This window comes from Sphingomonas sp. (assembly GCF_035910975.1).
In the GTDB taxonomy this organism is placed as follows: domain Bacteria; phylum Pseudomonadota; class Alphaproteobacteria; order Sphingomonadales; family Sphingomonadaceae; genus Sphingomonas.
The window spans coordinates 103,202-119,318 of the sequence record NZ_JAMHWM010000012.1 but is presented as its reverse complement, the minus strand read 5'-3'; the positions used below and the strand labels follow the sequence as shown (position 1 = coordinate 119,318).

10 protein-coding genes are annotated in these 16,117 nt (G+C 66.6%); 2 read left to right on the top strand and 8 right to left on the bottom strand.

Annotated elements, in window-relative coordinates:
• From VYI76_RS03215 to VYI76_RS03205, 3 genes are all read right to left on the bottom strand, one after another.
• A protein-coding gene (locus VYI76_RS03215) for an IS630 family transposase (RefSeq protein ID WP_326523328.1) occupies nt 1-911 on the bottom strand; the annotation gives its coding sequence in 2 pieces (ribosomal slippage) (nt 1-555 and nt 558-911; 909 coding nt annotated over the 2 pieces). This gene is flagged as partial in the annotation.
• Nucleotides 912-1,242: 331 nt separating this feature from the next.
• Complete coding sequence (locus VYI76_RS03210; protein WP_326523327.1) at nt 1,243-2,736, bottom strand: glucoamylase family protein; 1,494 nt, start codon at nt 2,734-2,736, stop codon at nt 1,243-1,245.
• 72 nt (nt 2,737-2,808) lie between these two features.
• Nucleotides 2,809-5,805 (bottom strand): TonB-dependent receptor domain-containing protein, encoded by a 2,997-nt coding sequence (locus VYI76_RS03205; RefSeq protein ID WP_326523326.1) that lies wholly within the window; start codon nt 5,803-5,805, stop codon nt 2,809-2,811.
• A 224-nt stretch (nt 5,806-6,029) separates the two neighbouring features.
• Here VYI76_RS03205 and bglX point away from each other — a divergent pair, with 224 nt between their 5' ends.
• On the top strand, nt 6,030-8,321 hold the full coding sequence (gene bglX, locus VYI76_RS03200) for a beta-glucosidase BglX (RefSeq protein ID WP_326523325.1): 2,292 nt from the start codon (nt 6,030-6,032) through the stop codon (nt 8,319-8,321).
• Nucleotides 8,322-8,422: 101 nt separating this feature from the next.
• Here the strand turns inward: bglX and putA are convergent, their stop codons facing one another.
• Entirely contained in the window at nt 8,423-12,016 is a 3,594-nt protein-coding gene (gene putA, locus VYI76_RS03195; protein WP_326523324.1) for a trifunctional transcriptional regulator/proline dehydrogenase/L-glutamate gamma-semialdehyde dehydrogenase, read from the bottom strand.
• An 83-nt stretch (nt 12,017-12,099) separates the two neighbouring features.
• On the opposite strand from putA, the gene VYI76_RS03190 reads away from it, so the two are divergent.
• The gene (locus VYI76_RS03190; RefSeq protein WP_326523323.1) at nt 12,100-12,579 is read left to right on the top strand and encodes an Lrp/AsnC family transcriptional regulator; all 480 of its coding nucleotides are present in this window, start codon (nt 12,100-12,102) and stop codon (nt 12,577-12,579) included.
• 127 nt (nt 12,580-12,706) lie between these two features.
• Here VYI76_RS03190 and VYI76_RS03185 read toward each other — a convergent pair whose 3' ends face one another.
• From VYI76_RS03185 to VYI76_RS03170, 4 genes are all read right to left on the bottom strand, one after another.
• On the bottom strand, nt 12,707-13,636 hold the full coding sequence (locus tag VYI76_RS03185) for an electron transfer flavoprotein subunit alpha/FixB family protein (RefSeq protein ID WP_326523322.1): 930 nt from the start codon (nt 13,634-13,636) through the stop codon (nt 12,707-12,709).
• 97 nt (nt 13,637-13,733) lie between these two features.
• Nucleotides 13,734-14,483, bottom strand: coding sequence for an electron transfer flavoprotein subunit beta/FixA family protein (locus VYI76_RS03180; protein ID WP_326523321.1), 750 nt, complete (start codon nt 14,481-14,483; stop codon nt 13,734-13,736).
• 48 nt (nt 14,484-14,531) lie between these two features.
• On the bottom strand, nt 14,532-15,731 hold the full coding sequence (gene sucC / locus VYI76_RS03175; RefSeq protein ID WP_326523320.1) for an ADP-forming succinate--CoA ligase subunit beta: 1,200 nt from the start codon (nt 15,729-15,731) through the stop codon (nt 14,532-14,534).
• 62 nt (nt 15,732-15,793) lie between these two features.
• Entirely contained in the window at nt 15,794-16,099 is a 306-nt protein-coding gene (locus VYI76_RS03170) for a hypothetical protein (RefSeq protein ID WP_326523319.1), read from the bottom strand.
• Between the last annotated feature and the right edge of the window lie 18 nt (nt 16,100-16,117).

Genomic DNA, 16,117 nt, shown 5'->3' with positions numbered 1-16,117 from the left:
GGCGCACTCCTGCGGCGAGTAGAGATCGAGGATGCGGCCGATGGCATTCCACAAGCCGTGGATGGTGCGTTCGGCGGCCTTTCGCAGATGGGCTTTCAGCTTGGAGAAGGCCTGCTCGATCGGGTTGAAGTCCGGGCTGTAGGGCGGGAGGAAGAGCAGCGTGGCGCCGACGCTCTCGATGGCGGCGCGGACAGCCGGCGCCTTGTGGCTCGACAGGTTGTCCATGACGACGACGTCGCCACGACCGAGTTCGGGCACCAGGACGCGGGTAACGTAGGTGATGAACGCGTCGGCGTTGATCGGGCCGTCGAGCACCCAAGGGGCGATCATGCCGGTGCGGCGCAGGCCGGCAACGAAGGTGGTGGTCTTCCAGTGCCCGAAGGGGATGCCGGCGCGCAGCCGCTCGCCGCGCGGGCAGCGACCGTGGCGCCGCGCCATGTTGGTCGACGCCCAGGTCTCGTCGATGAAGACCAGCCGCTCGGGGTCGAGATCAAGCTGGCCCTCGAACCATGCTTCGCGCCGTCTCAGGACGTCGGGGCGATCCTGCTCCGTCGCGTGGCCGCTCTTTTTTTGCGCGTGATCCCGTGGCGCTCGAAGAACCGCCACAGCGTCGCGATGCTGACGCTCACGCCGCGCCCGGCCAGCATCGCCTGCAACTCCGCCAGCGTCGGGTCCGGCTCCCGCCTGATCGCCTCGAGGATAAAGTCCGCATGGTCCTCGATCTTCGCCGTTCGGCGATCGCCACCCTGCGGCCTGGCGGCCGGCGTGCCGTGCGCCAGCGCCAGTTGTCGCCACCGGATCGCGCTCGCCGCGCTGACCCCGAACCGCTCGGCAGCCTGCCGACATGACACACCGCCCTCAACAACGGCGACGACACGATCCCGAAGATCACGCGATAAGGCTCGACCCATCCGTGCCAGCCTCCTTCGCCAGCACGGATCCTGAATCAGAAAATCCGACCCCTGTGAATCCCTACCGATTCAGATCGGCCGAAAACCGCTCTAACTGGATCATAAATCGAAGGCAGCGGTATTGGTAATGCAGGTTCCGTCAAAGGGACCGGGCAGGCGGATCGGGCAGCTGATAACGACAGCCAGTGAGCCGCCCATCCCGCGCCAGACCCGCCAATCCTTTCCGCTATTTCCATTCATCGCCCGAGGTGATTCGGCCAGGCCGTAGCGACATTGTGGGATTCACGGCGGCGCGGATATCGGGTTCAGCGCTGGCTTTTGGGTCCTGACCCTAGCGTTCCGCCGCCAGCCAGCCGCCCGAAAAGCCGATCCGTTCCAGCCCGCGGCGGACATGCGGGTTCCTGCGCATCGTCTTCCAGATGAGGCCACTGCGCTGGTTCTCGATCGCGGCCAGGATCGGCCCCTGATCGATACCGATATAGTCGGCGGCGACCCAGCCGGACTTCGGATCGACTGTCCCGCTCTTGCCCGCATAGTCGGCGAAGGTGAAGCTGGGGTTGAACGAATCGCGGAACCCGTAGCGGTCCCAGACATGCGGATAGCGTTCCTTCATCGCCATCAGCGCGGGGATGGTGATCTCCGGCGCGAAGGCGATCGATCCGCCCGCCGCGGTCGGTACGATCGTGCCGTCGTCGCGCGTCACCCTGGGGCTGACGCCGCGCGCGGAATAGGTTTCGAAGACGCGCGGCTTGCCGTTCACGACACGCTTGTGATGCGAATTCTCCGGCCCGTCCGACGCGGTCCAGCCCCAGATATCGCGTGAATAGCCGACCCAGTCGGCCGGGTTCTTCTCGCCGTAATCGCGCTGCGCATAGGTCGCGCGGCGGCTGTTCTCGAAATAATCGATGCCCCTGGAGGCGATGAACGGTTCGGTGATGCCGCGGAAATCGATCCACAGGTGCGAATATTGGTGCCCGAAAAGCGGCTCGAACGTCAGGTAGGTCTGGCCGTGGAAGGTCGCCCATTCCTCGTCCAGCCGCGCCGCCCAGCCCTTGTCCCAGGCATCCTTGCCGACCGGGTGCGTCGGCGAACCCAGCGCCAGCACATAGACCAGCATCCCCTCGTTATAGCCGACCCAGTCATGCGGTTCGTAGCCGCGTTCGGGCTTCCACCCCATCGAGATGCCGTGCGAGTTGGCGAGGTTGGTCGCCTGGCTGCCGGTGCGGTTGCGCTGGAAGAAGGTCCAGTCGGCTCGGGCGTAGAGCGCCTCGGCCCGCGCGCGGATCGCCGCCTCGACCTGGTCGTCGCGGTCGAAATAGCTCTGGGCGAACAGGGCGCCCATGAAGAACAGGCCGGTATCGACGCTCGACAGTTCGTTGTTGCGATAACGCGTGCCGTCGTCGGTGCGCAGGAAGTGATAGAAGAAGCCCTTGTGCCCCGCGACGCCCGCGGCCTGCGGCCCCTGGGGCAGCGCGAGAAAATGGTCGAGGCAGGCGAGCGTGCGCTTGGCGGCTTCAGCGCGCGGTACATAGTTGCGCTCGGCGCCGATGCCATAGGCGGTCAGCGCGAAGCCGACCGCGGCGATCGACGAGAACGGCGCCGACGGCCAGCGATCGGGCGCCAGGCACGTCCGGGGATCGGTGGTGTCCCAGAAATAATCGAAGGTTCGCCGCGACAGATCCTCGACGAACGCGGCCTGCGCCGGGGTCGCCCGGAATTCAGCGGGCGGCGGGGCGGAGGGCGTCGCGAGGCGCGGCGGCTGGCACGCGGCGGCGAGCAGCGCGGCGAGGGTCATCAGCATTTTCGATCCGGTACGCATGGTCATCCTTTTCCGATGCCCCCCGGACAAGAAAATGGCCGCGCACGCCTTACGACATGCGCGGCCGAGGGAGGAGCCCTAGAAATTGAAGCCGGTCGAAACCTTGATTGTCCGCGGCGGCCCGTCGATGTTGAAGTTGTTCGGATCGCGCAGGCCCGTCGCGGCGCTGAAGCCGTTATAGTTGCGATCGTTGAACAGGTTGATGATGTCAGCCCGGACCCAGACGCGCGTGTCATCGGTCAGGAAGCGCAGCGGGATGTTCTTGGTGATCGACAGGTCCATCTGGCGATAGCCCCAGAGATCGCCGTTACCTTCAGCCAGCTGCGACGTGATCGTGCGCGTGGGCGGTGTGCCCGGCACTGTTACGAACTGGTTCAGTCGCTGCGGCGACGACATCTGGAACTTGCCGCCCATCGTCAGGCCGAACGGCATGTCGACGGTACCGGCGATCACGATACGATGCGCACGGATGCCCTGTGACGGCAGGACGGGGTAGTCGTCGATGCTCGGGTAATCTAGACTGAAGGTTTCAGCGAATGCGCGGTTTTCTGTCGCCTTGGTATAGGTGTAGGTCGCGTCGATGCTCCAGGGCGATGCCTGGGTATAACGCTTGGTCACCTTGAAGAACGCGGAATCCGCGTCAGTTTCGAGCCCGTTGTCGCCGATGATGATGCTGCCGAAGGGCGCCGGCGGGAAGCCGAACGGCGACGAGATGCTGCCGTTTGCCGCATAGACGAAGAACGAGCCGTCAAGCTGGCGGTTGCCGAGCAGATAAACGAACCCGTCACGGCTGGTGACGTGCGAATAGCCGATCTCGGTTTCGACCAGATTGCCCCAACGACTGCGCAGCCCGAGGCTGAACTGATCCGAATAGGGCGCCTTCAAATCGTTCCTGATGAAGCGCAACTCGCGTCCCGCGCCGGCCGGCAACCCGGCGACGAGTGCCGCGCGACCAGCCTCGGTCAGATAGGCCGGATTCCAGGTGATGCACGTCGGGCTGGGCGTGCACACGTTGACCGTGTCGGCGGGGTTGGTGATGTTGAACGTCCGGCCCGCCGCCTGACCCTGGGCCAGTTCCTGCTGGATGAAGTCGAACTGGGTGCGGTCGTATGAGCGGCCATAGCCGCCGAAGATCGTGAAGCGGCCCTGATCGTCCAGCTCGTAGGTGAAGCCCAGCCGCGGCTGCCACGCGCCCTTGAACGCCTTCCGCTCGGTCCCGGTCGAGATATAGTCGCGGATATTATAGTTGGCCCTGGTCAGGTTCGGATAATTGGCCGGGCTGACCGCAGTGACCTGGGCGGCGGGGTGGACATAGTTGAGGAACGTGGGCGTCCGCTCGTAATCCCAGCGCAGGCCAAGGTTCAGCGTCAGGCGATCGGTGACGTCCCAGTCGTCCTGTGCATACAGGCCCAGCTGGAAGTTCTTCGAATTGATCTGGGCGTCGGTGAAGCCGCCGGCCAACGACTGGAAGTTGAAAGTGTACGGAATGGTGGTGTTGAGTGTGGTCGCCCCGGCCGGGGTGAAGTAGGTAAAGGCCGGGTTGAAGCTGTTTAGCTGCAGCGAGTTGAGCGTCACCCATTTAGCCTTCACGCCGACCTTGATCGTGTGCCCCTGCAGGCCGGTGTAGGTGAAGTCGTCCGACACCTGCCAGCCCTTCTGGCCCTTGTCCTGGAAGTTACGGCCGCCGCCGACCTCCAGAATGTTGCCGCGGATGAACTGCGTCGGGTTGGCGGGGTTGGGGATCTGGACGTTGTAGACGAGGCGCGGCCCCTCGAAGAACGGCCGCGGGTTCCACGTCACGTCCTCGTACGCGACCTTGAAGTCGTTCTGCCAGTTGTCCTCGCTGTGCTGCCAGCGGCCCAGCACACGCAGTTCCTCGACACGCGCCAGCGTGCGGGTCTCGAACGCGGCGACGCCGTTGTTGAACGTCTCGCCCGTCTCGTCGCGATATTTCGCCGAGACCTCGAACAGATCCTTGCTCGTCGGCGTGAAGTTGATCTTGCCGAAATAGAGGTTCTCGTTGAACGTCGAGTTGACCGAACCGTACAGCCGCCGCAGGTTGGCTGGCAGGAGCGACAGCGTCGATGCGAGGTTCGCCGGAATGGTGACGTCGCGCGGGTAGATGTTGCGCTTGCCCTCGTACGTACCGAAGAAATGCAGCACATCCTTGATGATCGGCCCGCCCAGCGATCCGCCGAACTGCATTTCACGGCTGCGCACCTTAATGGCATTGGCCGGGAAAAGCTCGATCGGGCGCGAATCGCGCAGATTCTGGTTGGTGAAATCAATGAACCCCGAACCGTGGAATTCGTTGGTGCCGGACTTGGTCACCGCCGTGATCGCCACCGAGCTGACCTGGTCGAACTCCGCCTTGTAGTTGGAGCTGATGACACGGTACTCGCCGATCGCGAGCTGTGGGAACGGATTGCCCTGCGTCGAATCTTGGCCACTGATGCCGTTCTTCAGGACATAGTCCTTCTGGCCAACGCCATCGATGAAGATATTGACGCCGTTGCTGCGCTGCGCGCCGCCCTGCAGCCGGTTCTCGCCGTTGCCTCCGACGACAAATTGCACGCCGGGCGCCAGATCGGCGAACGCCAGGAAGTTGCGGTTGGTCTGCGGCAACTGCTCAATGAGACGCTGGGTGATGGTCGCGCCGACTTCGCCAGCCTGCATCGTGCGGATGCGGTTGCCCGTGACGATGACTTCGCCGTCGCTGCCCGTGGTCGTGCTGCCCGACGATTCGGCGGGAGGCGACAGATCGAAGTCGAAGGTCGCGGCCTGGCCGACGGTCAGCCGGAATTCGTCGGTCGAGCGGGTGCCCGATGGTCCCGTCACTTCCAGGCGGTAATTGCCGACCTGCAGGCTGGCAAAGTTGTAGAGGCCGTCGGCGCTGACGCTCGAGTTACGGCGGACACCGGTATCGACGTTCACCGCGACGACCTGCGTCGGCATCGCCCCTGACGGAGCGGAGATGCGCCCGCGCAGCGAGGCGTCATTGACCTGGGCGGCGGCCGGCGCGGCGGCGATCGCCGTCATCGCGGAACCGAGCAGCAGCGCGGCGGCGAGCTTCATTGTGCCGCGGCGAGCAGACGAGCGCGTGTCGAAGCTGGGCATTGTCGTTCAAATCCTCCCCTGTGCGCCTGACCACCACGGAGACCCTGTTTCTCCGCCCTCATCGGTTGCCAGCGCGTTTGGAACCGGTTACATCGCCTGCACAATCGGCCCGCACGGCCCGGTTCGTCAAGATGTAATTTGGCCACAGCGTTCACGCCCGTCCGGCGCAAAGGGAGGATATCATGAAGGCGATCCATTTGCTGGCGGCGACCGCGCTTGCCTGGAGCCTCGCCCCCGCCGCGCTGGGCCAGACGCCGGCACCCGTCGCACAACGCACCGCCGCCAATCCCGGCTGGCAGGACGATGCGCGGATGCGCGCCTTCATCGACGAGCTGATGGCGAAGATGACGCTGGACGAGAAGATCGGCCAGATGACGCTGCTGACCAGCGACTGGCTGTCGACCGGGCCGGGCCTGCGCGAAGGCTATGAGGAGGATATCGCGGCGGGCAAGGTCGGCGCGATCTTCAACGCTCATTCGGTCGCCTATACGCGCAAGCTGCAGACGCTGGCGGTCGAACGCACGCGACTGAAGATCCCGCTGCTGTTCGGCTATGACGTGATCCACGGTCACCGTACGATCTTCCCCATATCGCTGGGCGAGGCGGCGTCCTGGGACATGGAGGCGATCGAGAAGGCGGCGCGCATCTCCGCCATCGAAGGCGCCGCCGAGGGGCTGCACTGGACCTTCGCGCCGATGGTCGACATCTCCCGCGATCCGCGCTGGGGCCGCATCTCCGAGGGCGCGGGCGAGGACGTCTATCTGGGCAGCCGCATCGCCACCGCGCGGGTGAAGGGCATCCAGGGCAAGGGCATCGGCCACACCGACGCGCTGATCGCCACCGTCAAGCATTTCGCCGCCTATGGCGCGGCGCAGGCCGGGCGCGATTATCATACCGTCGACATGTCGATGCGCGAACTACGCGACACTTATCTGCCGCCGTTCAAGGCGGCGCTGGATGCCGGCGCTGGCACGGTCATGACCAGCTTCAACGAGATCGACGGCGTGCCCGCGAGCGGCAGCCACTTCCTGCTGACCGACGTGCTCAGGAACGAATGGGGCTTCAAGGGCTTCGTCGTCACCGACTACACCTCGATCAACGAGATGGTGCCGCACGGCTATTCGAAGGACGACAAGCAGGCCGGTGAACAGGCGGCCAACGCCGGCGTGGACATGGACATGCAGGGCGCGGTCTACCTGAACCACCTCGCCAAGTCGGTCGCCGAGGGCAGGGTGCCGATGGCGACGGTCGATGCCGCGGTGCGCCGCATCCTGGAAATGAAGTACCGGTTGGGCCTGTTCCAGGACCCCTACCGCTTCAGCGACGCGGCGCGCGAGAAGGCGAATGTGATGACGCCGGCGTTTCTGGAGGCCGCGCGCGATGTCGCCCGCAAGTCGATGGTGCTGCTGAAGAACGATGGCGACACGCTGCCGCTGGCGGCGTCGGCGAGGTCGATCGCGGTGATTGGCCCGCTGGGCAACAGCAAGGCCGACATGATCGGCAGCTGGGCGGCGCAGGGCGACCGCAAGGAAAAGCCGGTGACCGTGCTGGAGGGTATTCGCGCGCGCGCGGGCAAGGGCGTGACCGTCAGCTACGCCGGGGGCGCGAGTTACAACTTCGCCGACGCCGGCAAAACCGACGGCTTCGCCGAGGCGATCGCCGCGGCACGGGGTGCCGATGTGATCGTGGCCGCGATGGGCGAATATTGGGACCATACCGGCGAGGCGGCGAGCCGCACCTCGCTCGACCTGCCGGGCAATCAGGAAGCGCTGCTCAAGGAACTGAAGGCGCTTGGCAAGCCGATCGTGCTGGTGCTGCTGTCGGGCCGCCCCAACTCGATCCCCTGGGCGGCGGACAACATCCCCGCGATCCTCCACGCCTGGTATCCCGGCACGATGGGCGGCCATGCCGTCGCCGACGTGCTGTTCGGGGATTACAACCCCAGCGGGAAACTGCCGGTTACCTTCCCGCGCAACGTCGGGCAGGTGCCGATCTTCTACAATATGAAGAACACCGGCCGCCCCTACACTGCCGAGAAGCAGGGGCAGAAGTATCTATCACGCTACCTCGACGTGCCGAACAGCCCGCAATGGCCGTTCGGCCACGGCCTGAGCTACACCAGCTTCTCCTATTCGCCGGTGACGCTCGACAGGACGACGATTCGCCCCGGCGAGGCGCTGACCGCCAGCGTCACCCTGACCAACGGCGGGCGGCGCGCGGGCACCGAGATCGTCCAGCTCTACACCCACGATCTCGTCGGATCGGTGACGCGCCCGGTACGCGAGCTGAAGGGGTTCGAGCGGGTGACGCTGAAGCCGGGCGAGACGCGCAAGGTGACGTTCCGCATCAGTGAGAGTGACCTCGCCTTCCATCGCGCCGACATGAGCTATGGCGCCGAAGCCGGCGATTTCGACCTCTACATCGGCGGCACCTCGGACCTGACGCAGGGCGTGCGCTTTACCCTCAGCGAATGAAGGGCGGGTCGGCGACCATGGGGAAGTGATCCGACGCCCGCGTCAGCCCGCACCGGCACGCGCGCGAAAAGGGCCAGGCGCGAATGAAACGACCCTGCTCCTCAGGCCAGCGCCATCAGGCTCGCGTTGCCGCCGGCGGCGGTGGTGTTGATCGAGATCGACACTTCCTCGAGCAGCCAGGTCGGATCGTAGCCGCACCCGTCGCGGCACTCCTCCGGCGATGCGGCATGGATGGTGACGATCGGCCCCGGCCGCGCGGCGAATTCGCCCAGCGTCGCGAGGATCCGCGTCGAGTCGCCTTCGACCAGCGCGACGGCGGGTGCGGTTGTGGCGGGCGCGAGGCGCGCGGCGACGCTGGCGGGCAGGTCCGCGGGCAGCGCCATGTCATCCACCACAGCGCTGCACCCCGCCGCGAGCACGGCGGCGAGTTGCCGGTAGAGCCCCGTCGTCGTCGCCGGCCGCAGCAGCACGGCGCCCCGCGCGTGCAGGCTGTAGAGGTTGCGTTCGCCGACGGGGCCGGGCAGCGTCACCTCCATCCCCAACGCGCAGCCCTCGCCGCAGCGCCGCGCGGCCGCCGCGTCCGCGCTTGCCCCGCTCTCGTCGAGCCAGCGGGCGAAATCGGCCAGCGCCGGATCGGTCCGCGACCCGGCCGATGCGGCCGGCGCGGCCTGTACCAGCCGGCGCAGATAGAGCGGCCCGCCCGCCTTGGGCCCGGTACCCGACAGCCCCCGCCCGCCGAATGGCTGCACCCCCACTACCGCGCCGATGACGTTGCGGTTGACGTAGAGGTTGCCCGCCGTCACCCGCGAGGTGACGTGCGCGACCGTCTCGTCGAGCCGCGTGTGCAGGCCGAAGGTCAGGCCGTAGCCGGTGGCGTTGATCGCATCGATCAGCCGGTCGAGCGTCTCGCGGCGGTAGCGGATGACGTGCAGGACGGGCCCGAACACCTCGCGCTCCAGGTCGTCGATGCGGTCCAGTTCGATGATCGTCGGGGGGACGAAGGTGCCGTGCCGTGCCTCGTCGGGCATCGCGAGCTGTTCGACCGGTCGGCCTTTCGCGCGCATCGCGGCGATGTGCGTATTGATGGTTTCCCTGGCCTCGGCGGAGATGACCGGGCCGATGTCGATGGCCAGCCGATCGGTATTGCCGATGCGCAGTTCGTTGAGCGCGCCCTTCAGCATCGCCAGCGTGCGATCGGCCACCTCCTCCTGCAAACACAGGATGCGCAACGCCGAGCAGCGCTGGCCCGCGCTGTCGAAGGCGGAGGCGATCACGTCGCCCACCACCTGTTCGGCCAAGGCCGAAGAATCGACGATCATCGCGTTCTGCCCGCCGGTTTCCGCGATCAGCGGGATCGGCTTGCCATCGGGTGACAGGCGCCCGGCCAGCTGTTTCTGGATCAGCCGCGCAACCTCGGTCGAACCGGTGAACATCACCCCCGCCGTCTCCGGCGCGCCGACCAGCGCCGCGCCGATCCGCCCGTCGCCAGCGATCAGTTGCAGTGCGTCGGCCGGCACGCCGGCCGCGTGCAGGATACGCACGGCCTCGGCGGCGATCAGCGGGGTTTCCTCGGCCGGCTTGGCGAGTACGGGATTGCCCGCGACCAGCGCCGCGGCGACCTGGCCCGTGAAGATCGCCAGCGGGAAGTTCCAGGGCGAGATGCACACCACCGGCCCGAGCGGCCGCGCATCGCCCTGGGCGCGCGCCTGTTCGGCGTAGTAGCGCAGGAAATCCACCGCCTCACGCACCTCGGCGATGGCGTTGGTGATCGACTTGCCCGCCTCCCGCACGATCAGCCCGAGCAAGGTCGGCATTCGCGCCTCCATTGCATCGGCCGCCCGTTCGAGCATCGCGGCGCGCTCCGCGATCGGCGTCGTGGACCAGCGGGATCGCACCGCTCTGGCGACCGCCGCCGCTGCTTCCTGTTCCGAAACATCATGGACAGTGCCGACGACGTCGCGGTGGTCCGCGGGGTTCAGCACCTCGCGTGCCATGCCACCCTCGCCCGCCCTCCACGTCAGGCCGGCGCTTTCCTTCAGCGCCTCGGCCAGCGCCGCCAGCGCTGTTTCGTCGCTCAGGTCGATACCGGAAGAGTTTCGCCGCGCGCCGTACAGGTCGGACGGCAGCGCGATCGCATCGTGCCGGGTGCCCGGCACCGCCTCGGCGCGAACCGCATCGGCCGGATCGGCTATCAGGTCGTCGATCGACACGTCCGGATCGGCGATACGGTTGACGAACGACGAGTTCGCACCATTCTCCAGCAGGCGCCGGACGAGATAGGCGAGCAGGGTTTCGTGCGTCCCCACCGGCGCGTAGATGCGGCACGGCCGGTCCAGCTTGTCCGGACCGACTACCTCTTCATACAGCGGCTCGCCCATGCCGTGAAGGCACTGGAACTCCCAGTCCCCTGGCGCAAACTCCGGCCCGGCCATCTGGTGGATGGTCGCCAGCGTCTGCGCGTTGTGCGTTGCGAACTGTGGGAACACCGCATCGCGCGCGTCGAGCAGGCGGCGTGCGCAGGCGATGTACGACACGTCGGTGTGGACCTTGCGGGTGAACACCGGGAAGTCCGCCAGCCCATCGACTTGCGTGCGCTTGATCTCGGCGTCCCAATAGGCGCCCTTGACCAGCCGCACCATGATCTGCCGTCCGGCGCGCCGCGCCAGATCGACGATCCAGTCGATGACGAAGGGACAGCGTTTGCCATAGGCCTGGACGACGAAGCCCAGCCCGTTCCAGCCCGCCAGATCCCCATCGAGCGCCAGCGCCTCCAGCAGGTCGAGCGACAGTTCCAGCCGGTCGGCCTCCTCGGCATCGATGTTGAGCCCGATGTCATGGCGTTTCGCCAGCACCGCCAGCGATTTCACGCGCGGCAGCAGCTCGGCCATCACCCGTCCGGCCTGCGCGCGGCTGTAGCGGGGGTGGAGCGCCGACAATTTGATCGAGATGCCCGGCCCCGCATGGATGCCGCGCCCCGCCGAGGCGCGGCCGATCGCATGGATCGCGCTCTCGTAGTCGGCGAGGTAGCGTGCCGCGTCGGCCGCCGTCGTCGCCGCCTCGCCCAGCATGTCGTAGCTGTAGGAAAAGCCCCCAGCCTCCATACGGCGCGACCGCTTCAGCGCCTCGCCGATCGTCTCGCCGGTGACGAACTGCTCGCCCATCATCCGCATGGCGAGATCGACGCCGCGGCGGATCACCGGTTCGCCCGCGCGCGCGATCAGGCGCGTGAGCGCGGCGGTGAGGCCGCGATCGTCGGCGCTTTCGACCAGCTTGCCGGTCACCACCAGCCCCCAGGTCGCGGCATTGACGAACAGCGATCGCTCGCCGCCGACATGGCTTTTCCAGTCGCCGTCGGCGATCTTGTCGCGGATCAGCGCGTCGCGGGTCGCGTTGTCCGGAATGCGCAGCAGCGCCTCGGCCAGGCACATCAGCGCGACGCCTTCCTGGCTCGACAGCGCATATTCCTGCACCAGCCCCTCCACCCCGCCGCCACGCTTCTTGGCCCGGAGCGCGACGATCAGCGCGCGTGCCGTCTCGCGGGCGGCGGCGCGGATGTCGTCGGGCAGCGTCGCCGCCGCGATCAGCGGATCGAGTGCCTCGGGCTCCGCGCGGCGACAGGCGGCGGTGATCGCGCGGCGCAGTGCGGTCTGTTCGGCGATCGGTGGAGCGAAGCTGGCGAAGGGCGGGCGGGTCATGCTAGCGCCATAGCAGATACGCGCGCGGCGGTTCGTCTCAAGTTGGCGTTCTACCTTGCCGGATCACCCGGAGGATCGACAAGATGCAGGCGATCGGCACCATTAATCCCGATTTTCCGGTCGAACTGGATCGGTTCGACCGGCGCATCCTCGCGGTGCTCGCGGAGGACGGCCGGATCAGCGTGACCGACCTCGCGGCAAAGGTCGGCCTGTCGAAGACGCCTTGTCTGACACGGATGCGCCGCCTGATCGATACGGGCGTCATCATCGGCTTCCGCGCGAGGATCGACCCGGCGCGCCTGGGCCTGGAGCATGTCGCCTTCACCGAGGTGAAGCTGTCCGACACGCGCGAGGATGCGCTCCGCGCGTTCAACGCCGCCGTGCTGCGCATCCCGGAGGTGGAGGAGTGCCACATGATCGCGAGCAGCTTCGACTATCTGCTGAAGGTGCGCACCGCCGACATACGGCGCTATCGCACGGTGCTGGGCGAACAGATCTCGCAACTGCCGCACGTCGCCAGCACCTCGACCTTCGTCGCGATGGAAACCGTCACGGACAAATAGCCACCGCATGTGGCAACCCGATCCGCTCGCCCAGGCCGGCCTCCAAAAGCCAGCCCCGAATCAGCCCGGAATCATGCCGCCAGCCTTTGGCCACGAAGCTTTGCGCGCACAGGGCGCTTTTTGCTCCCTACAGCTTCGACGTCAGCTCCGGCACCACCTTGAAGAGGTCTCCGACGAGGCCGATGTCGGCGACCTGGAAGATGGGTGCGTCCTCGTCCTTGTTGATGGCGATGATGGTCTTGGAGTCCTTCATGCCGGCGAGGTGCTGGATCGCGCCGGAGATGCCGACCGCGATATAGACTTCGGGGGCGACGATCTTGCCGGTCTGGCCGACCTGATAGTCGTTGGGGACATAGCCCGCATCGACCGCCGCGCGGCTGGCGCCGACCGCGGCGCCCAGCTTGTCGGCGAGCGGCTCGATGATCTGGGCGAAGTTCTCGCCGTTCTGGAGCGCGCGACCGCCCGACACGATCACCTTGGCGCTGGTCAGTTCGGGGCGTTCGAGCTTGGCGATCTCCGCGCCCGTGAAGCTCGACACGCCGGCGTCGCCGGTCGATGCCACCGCTTCGACGGTGCCCGAACCACCTTCGGTCGCCGCCTTCTCGAACGCGGTGCCGCGCACCGTGACGACCAGCTTGGCGTCCTTCGTCTGCACCGTCGCGATCGCATTGCCGGCATAGATCGGCCGCGTGAAGCTGTCCGGTCCCTCGACCGACAATATGTCGCTGACCTGCATCACGTCGAGCAGGGCGGCGACGCGCGGCGCGATGTTCTTGCCGTTGGAGGTCGCCGGCGCGACGAAGGCGTCGTGGCCGTCCATCAGCGACTTGACCAGCGGCGCGACATTCTCGGCCAGCGCATGGGCATAGGCCGCGTCGTCGGCGACATGGACCTTGCCGACACCGGCGATCCTGGCCGCCGACTGCGCGACGCCGTCGACGCCTTGCCCTGCGACCAGCAGGTGCACTTCGCCAAGCTTCGACGCGGCAGTGACCGCGGCCAGCGTGGCATCCTTGACGGCCGCGCCGTCGTGTTCGACCCAAACCAGAGTCTTCATGATCTTATCCTCCAACCCGTTCGCCCTGAGCTTGTCGAAGGGCTGTACTTCTTGAGAAGAAAGGGCAGGGCTTCGACAAGCTCAGCCCGAACGGTGCCTAGTTCGCGACGCCCAGCGCCTTGAGCTTGCCGACCAGTTCATCGACGTCCGCGACCTTGACGCCGGCGGTACGCTTGGCCGGCTCGACCACCTTGAGCGTCGTCAGGCGCGGGCTCACGTCGACGCCGTAGTCGGCCGGGGTCTTCTGCGCGAGCGGCTTGGACTTGGCCTTCATGATGTTGGGCAGCGACGCATAGCGCGGCTCGTTCAGGCGCAGGTCGGTGGTCACCACCGCCGGCAGCTTCAGCGTGTCGGTTTCCAGGCCGCCGTCGACTTCGCGCGTCACCGCGACGCTGCCGTCCGACACCTCGACCTTGCTGGCGAACGTGCCCTGGCCCCAGCCGGTCAGCGCGGCCAGCATCTGCCCGGTCTGGCCGTTGTCGTCGTCGATCGCCTGCTTGCCCAGGATCACCAGGCCGGGCTGTTCCTCGTCGCAGATCGCCTTCAGCAGCTTGGCGACGCCCAGCGGCTCGACCTTCTCCTCCGAGGTGACCAGGATCGCGCGATCCGCACCCATCGCCAGCGCCGTGCGCAGCGTTTCCTGCGCCTTCGCCTCGCCGATCGAGATCGCCACGATCTCCGTCGCGACCCCCTTTTCCTTCAGGCGGATCGCTTCCTCGACCGCGATCTCGTCGAACGGGTTCATGCTCATCTTGACGTTGGCAAGATCGACACCCGAACCGTCCGCCTTCACGCGGGGCTTCACATTATAGTCAAGCACCCGCTTGACCGGAACCAACACCTTCATCGCATCACTCTCCAAACAGCTTCGAACGCTTCCCGGGGAGGGGCAGCTTCACGCCGCCTTCTTCACCTCGGCAACGATCTTCTGCGCGGCGTCGCCCAGGTCGTTCGCGGGAACGATCGCGAGCCCCGACGTGCGCAGGATTTCCTTGCCCTGTTCGACATTGGTGCCCTCCAGCCGAACGACCAGCGGCACGCTCAGGTTCACTTCCTTCGCCGCGGCCACGATGCCTTCCGCGATGATGTCGCAGCGCATGATGCCGCCGAAGATGTTGACCAGGATACCCTTCACGTTCGGATCGCCCAGGATGATCTTGAACGCCGCCGTCACCTTTTCCTTGTTGGCGCCGCCGCCGACGTCGAGGAAGTTGGCCGGGAACATGCCGTTCAGCTTGATGATGTCCATCGTCGCCATGGCGAGGCCGGCGCCGTTGACCATGCAGCCGATGTCGCCGTCGAGCTTGATGTAGGCGAGGTCGTACTTTGACGCCTCCAGCTCCATCGGGTCCTCTTCCGACTCGTCGCGCAGTTCGGCCAGGTCCTTGTGGCGGAACATCGCGTTCGAATCGAAGCCGACCTTGGCATCGAGGACGAGCAGGTTGCCCTGTTCGGTCAGTGCCAGCGGATTGATCTCGATCTGGCTGGCGTCGGTCGTCTCGAACGCCTTGTACAGCGACGCCGCGACCTTCGCCGCCTGCTTCGCCTGATCGCCCGACAGGTTCAGCGCGGCGGCGACCGCACGGCCGTGGTGCGGCATGAAGCCGGTCGCGGGATCGACGTCGAAGGTGTGGATCTTCTCCGGCGTCGAATGCGCGACTTCCTCGATGTCCATCCCGCCCTCGGTTGAAACGACGAAGGCGATGCGGCCGCTGGCGCGATCGACCAGCAGCGCGAGGTAGAATTCCTTCGCGATGTCGGCGCCGTCGGTAACGTACAGGCGGTTGACCTGCTTGCCGGCCTCGCCCGTCTGGATCGTCACCAGCGTATTGCCCAGCATGTCGGTGGCGTGGGCGCGCACCTCGTCGAGCGAGAAGGCGAGGCGGACGCCGCCCTTTGCATCGGGGCCGAGTTCCTTGAACTTGCCCTTGCCGCGCCCGCCGGCGTGGATCTGCGACTTCACGACATAGAGCGGCCCGGGCAGCTGCTTCGCGGCCTCGACGGCTTCCTCGACGGTGAAGGCGGCATGGCCCGCCGCGATCGGCGCGCCATATTTCGCCAGCAGTTCCTTGGCCTGATATTCGTGGATGTTCATGGGAAGCGCGCCGTCCTTGTCTGGTAAAGATCGGGGATCGAGGGGCCTAAAGCACAGCCCGCCTAGCGCGACAACCCCGAGGCGCAGAGCGCGGCGGAGCTGGTTGCAACCGATACGATTTCGGGGTCGCCCAGCGAGCGCAGCCGGTAGAGGAACTGCGAGACGGTCTGCGATCCCCCCACCTTGGGCAGGCCCGCCATCCGGCGCAACTGGAGCAGGCTCAGCCGGTCGACCATCCGTTCCGCCATGCACGCCGACAGCGGCCTCGACAGCCCGGCCGACTCGAGTCCCGTACGCAGCCGGGCCTCCGGCGCCGCGCAGGCGGCGAGTGGCAGACAGGCCAGCAGGATCAGGCGTCGCATAAGCATCACCGGATCGCTATATCG

Bases quoted from the DNA above. Each gene is read 5' to 3' on its own strand.
- VYI76_RS03205 (WP_326523326.1), bottom strand. From the start codon at position 5,805: ATGAAGCTCGCCGCCGCGCTGCTGCTCGGTTCCGCGATGACGGCGATC.
- VYI76_RS03190 (WP_326523323.1), top strand. From the start codon at position 12,100: ATGCAGGCGATCGGCACCATTAATCCCGATTTTCCGGTCGAACTGGAT.
- VYI76_RS03180 (WP_326523321.1), bottom strand. From the start codon at position 14,483: ATGAAGGTGTTGGTTCCGGTCAAGCGGGTGCTTGACTATAATGTGAAG.
- sucC (WP_326523320.1), bottom strand. From the start codon at position 15,731: ATGAACATCCACGAATATCAGGCCAAGGAACTGCTGGCGAAATATGGC.
- VYI76_RS03170 (WP_326523319.1), bottom strand. From the start codon at position 16,099: ATGCTTATGCGACGCCTGATCCTGCTGGCCTGTCTGCCACTCGCCGCC.
- VYI76_RS03210 (WP_326523327.1), bottom strand. From the start codon at position 2,736: ATGACCATGCGTACCGGATCGAAAATGCTGATGACCCTCGCCGCGCTG.
- putA (WP_326523324.1), bottom strand. From the start codon at position 12,016: ATGACCCGCCCGCCCTTCGCCAGCTTCGCTCCACCGATCGCCGAACAG.
- bglX (WP_326523325.1), top strand. From the start codon at position 6,030: ATGAAGGCGATCCATTTGCTGGCGGCGACCGCGCTTGCCTGGAGCCTC.
- VYI76_RS03185 (WP_326523322.1), bottom strand. From the start codon at position 13,636: ATGAAGACTCTGGTTTGGGTCGAACACGACGGCGCGGCCGTCAAGGAT.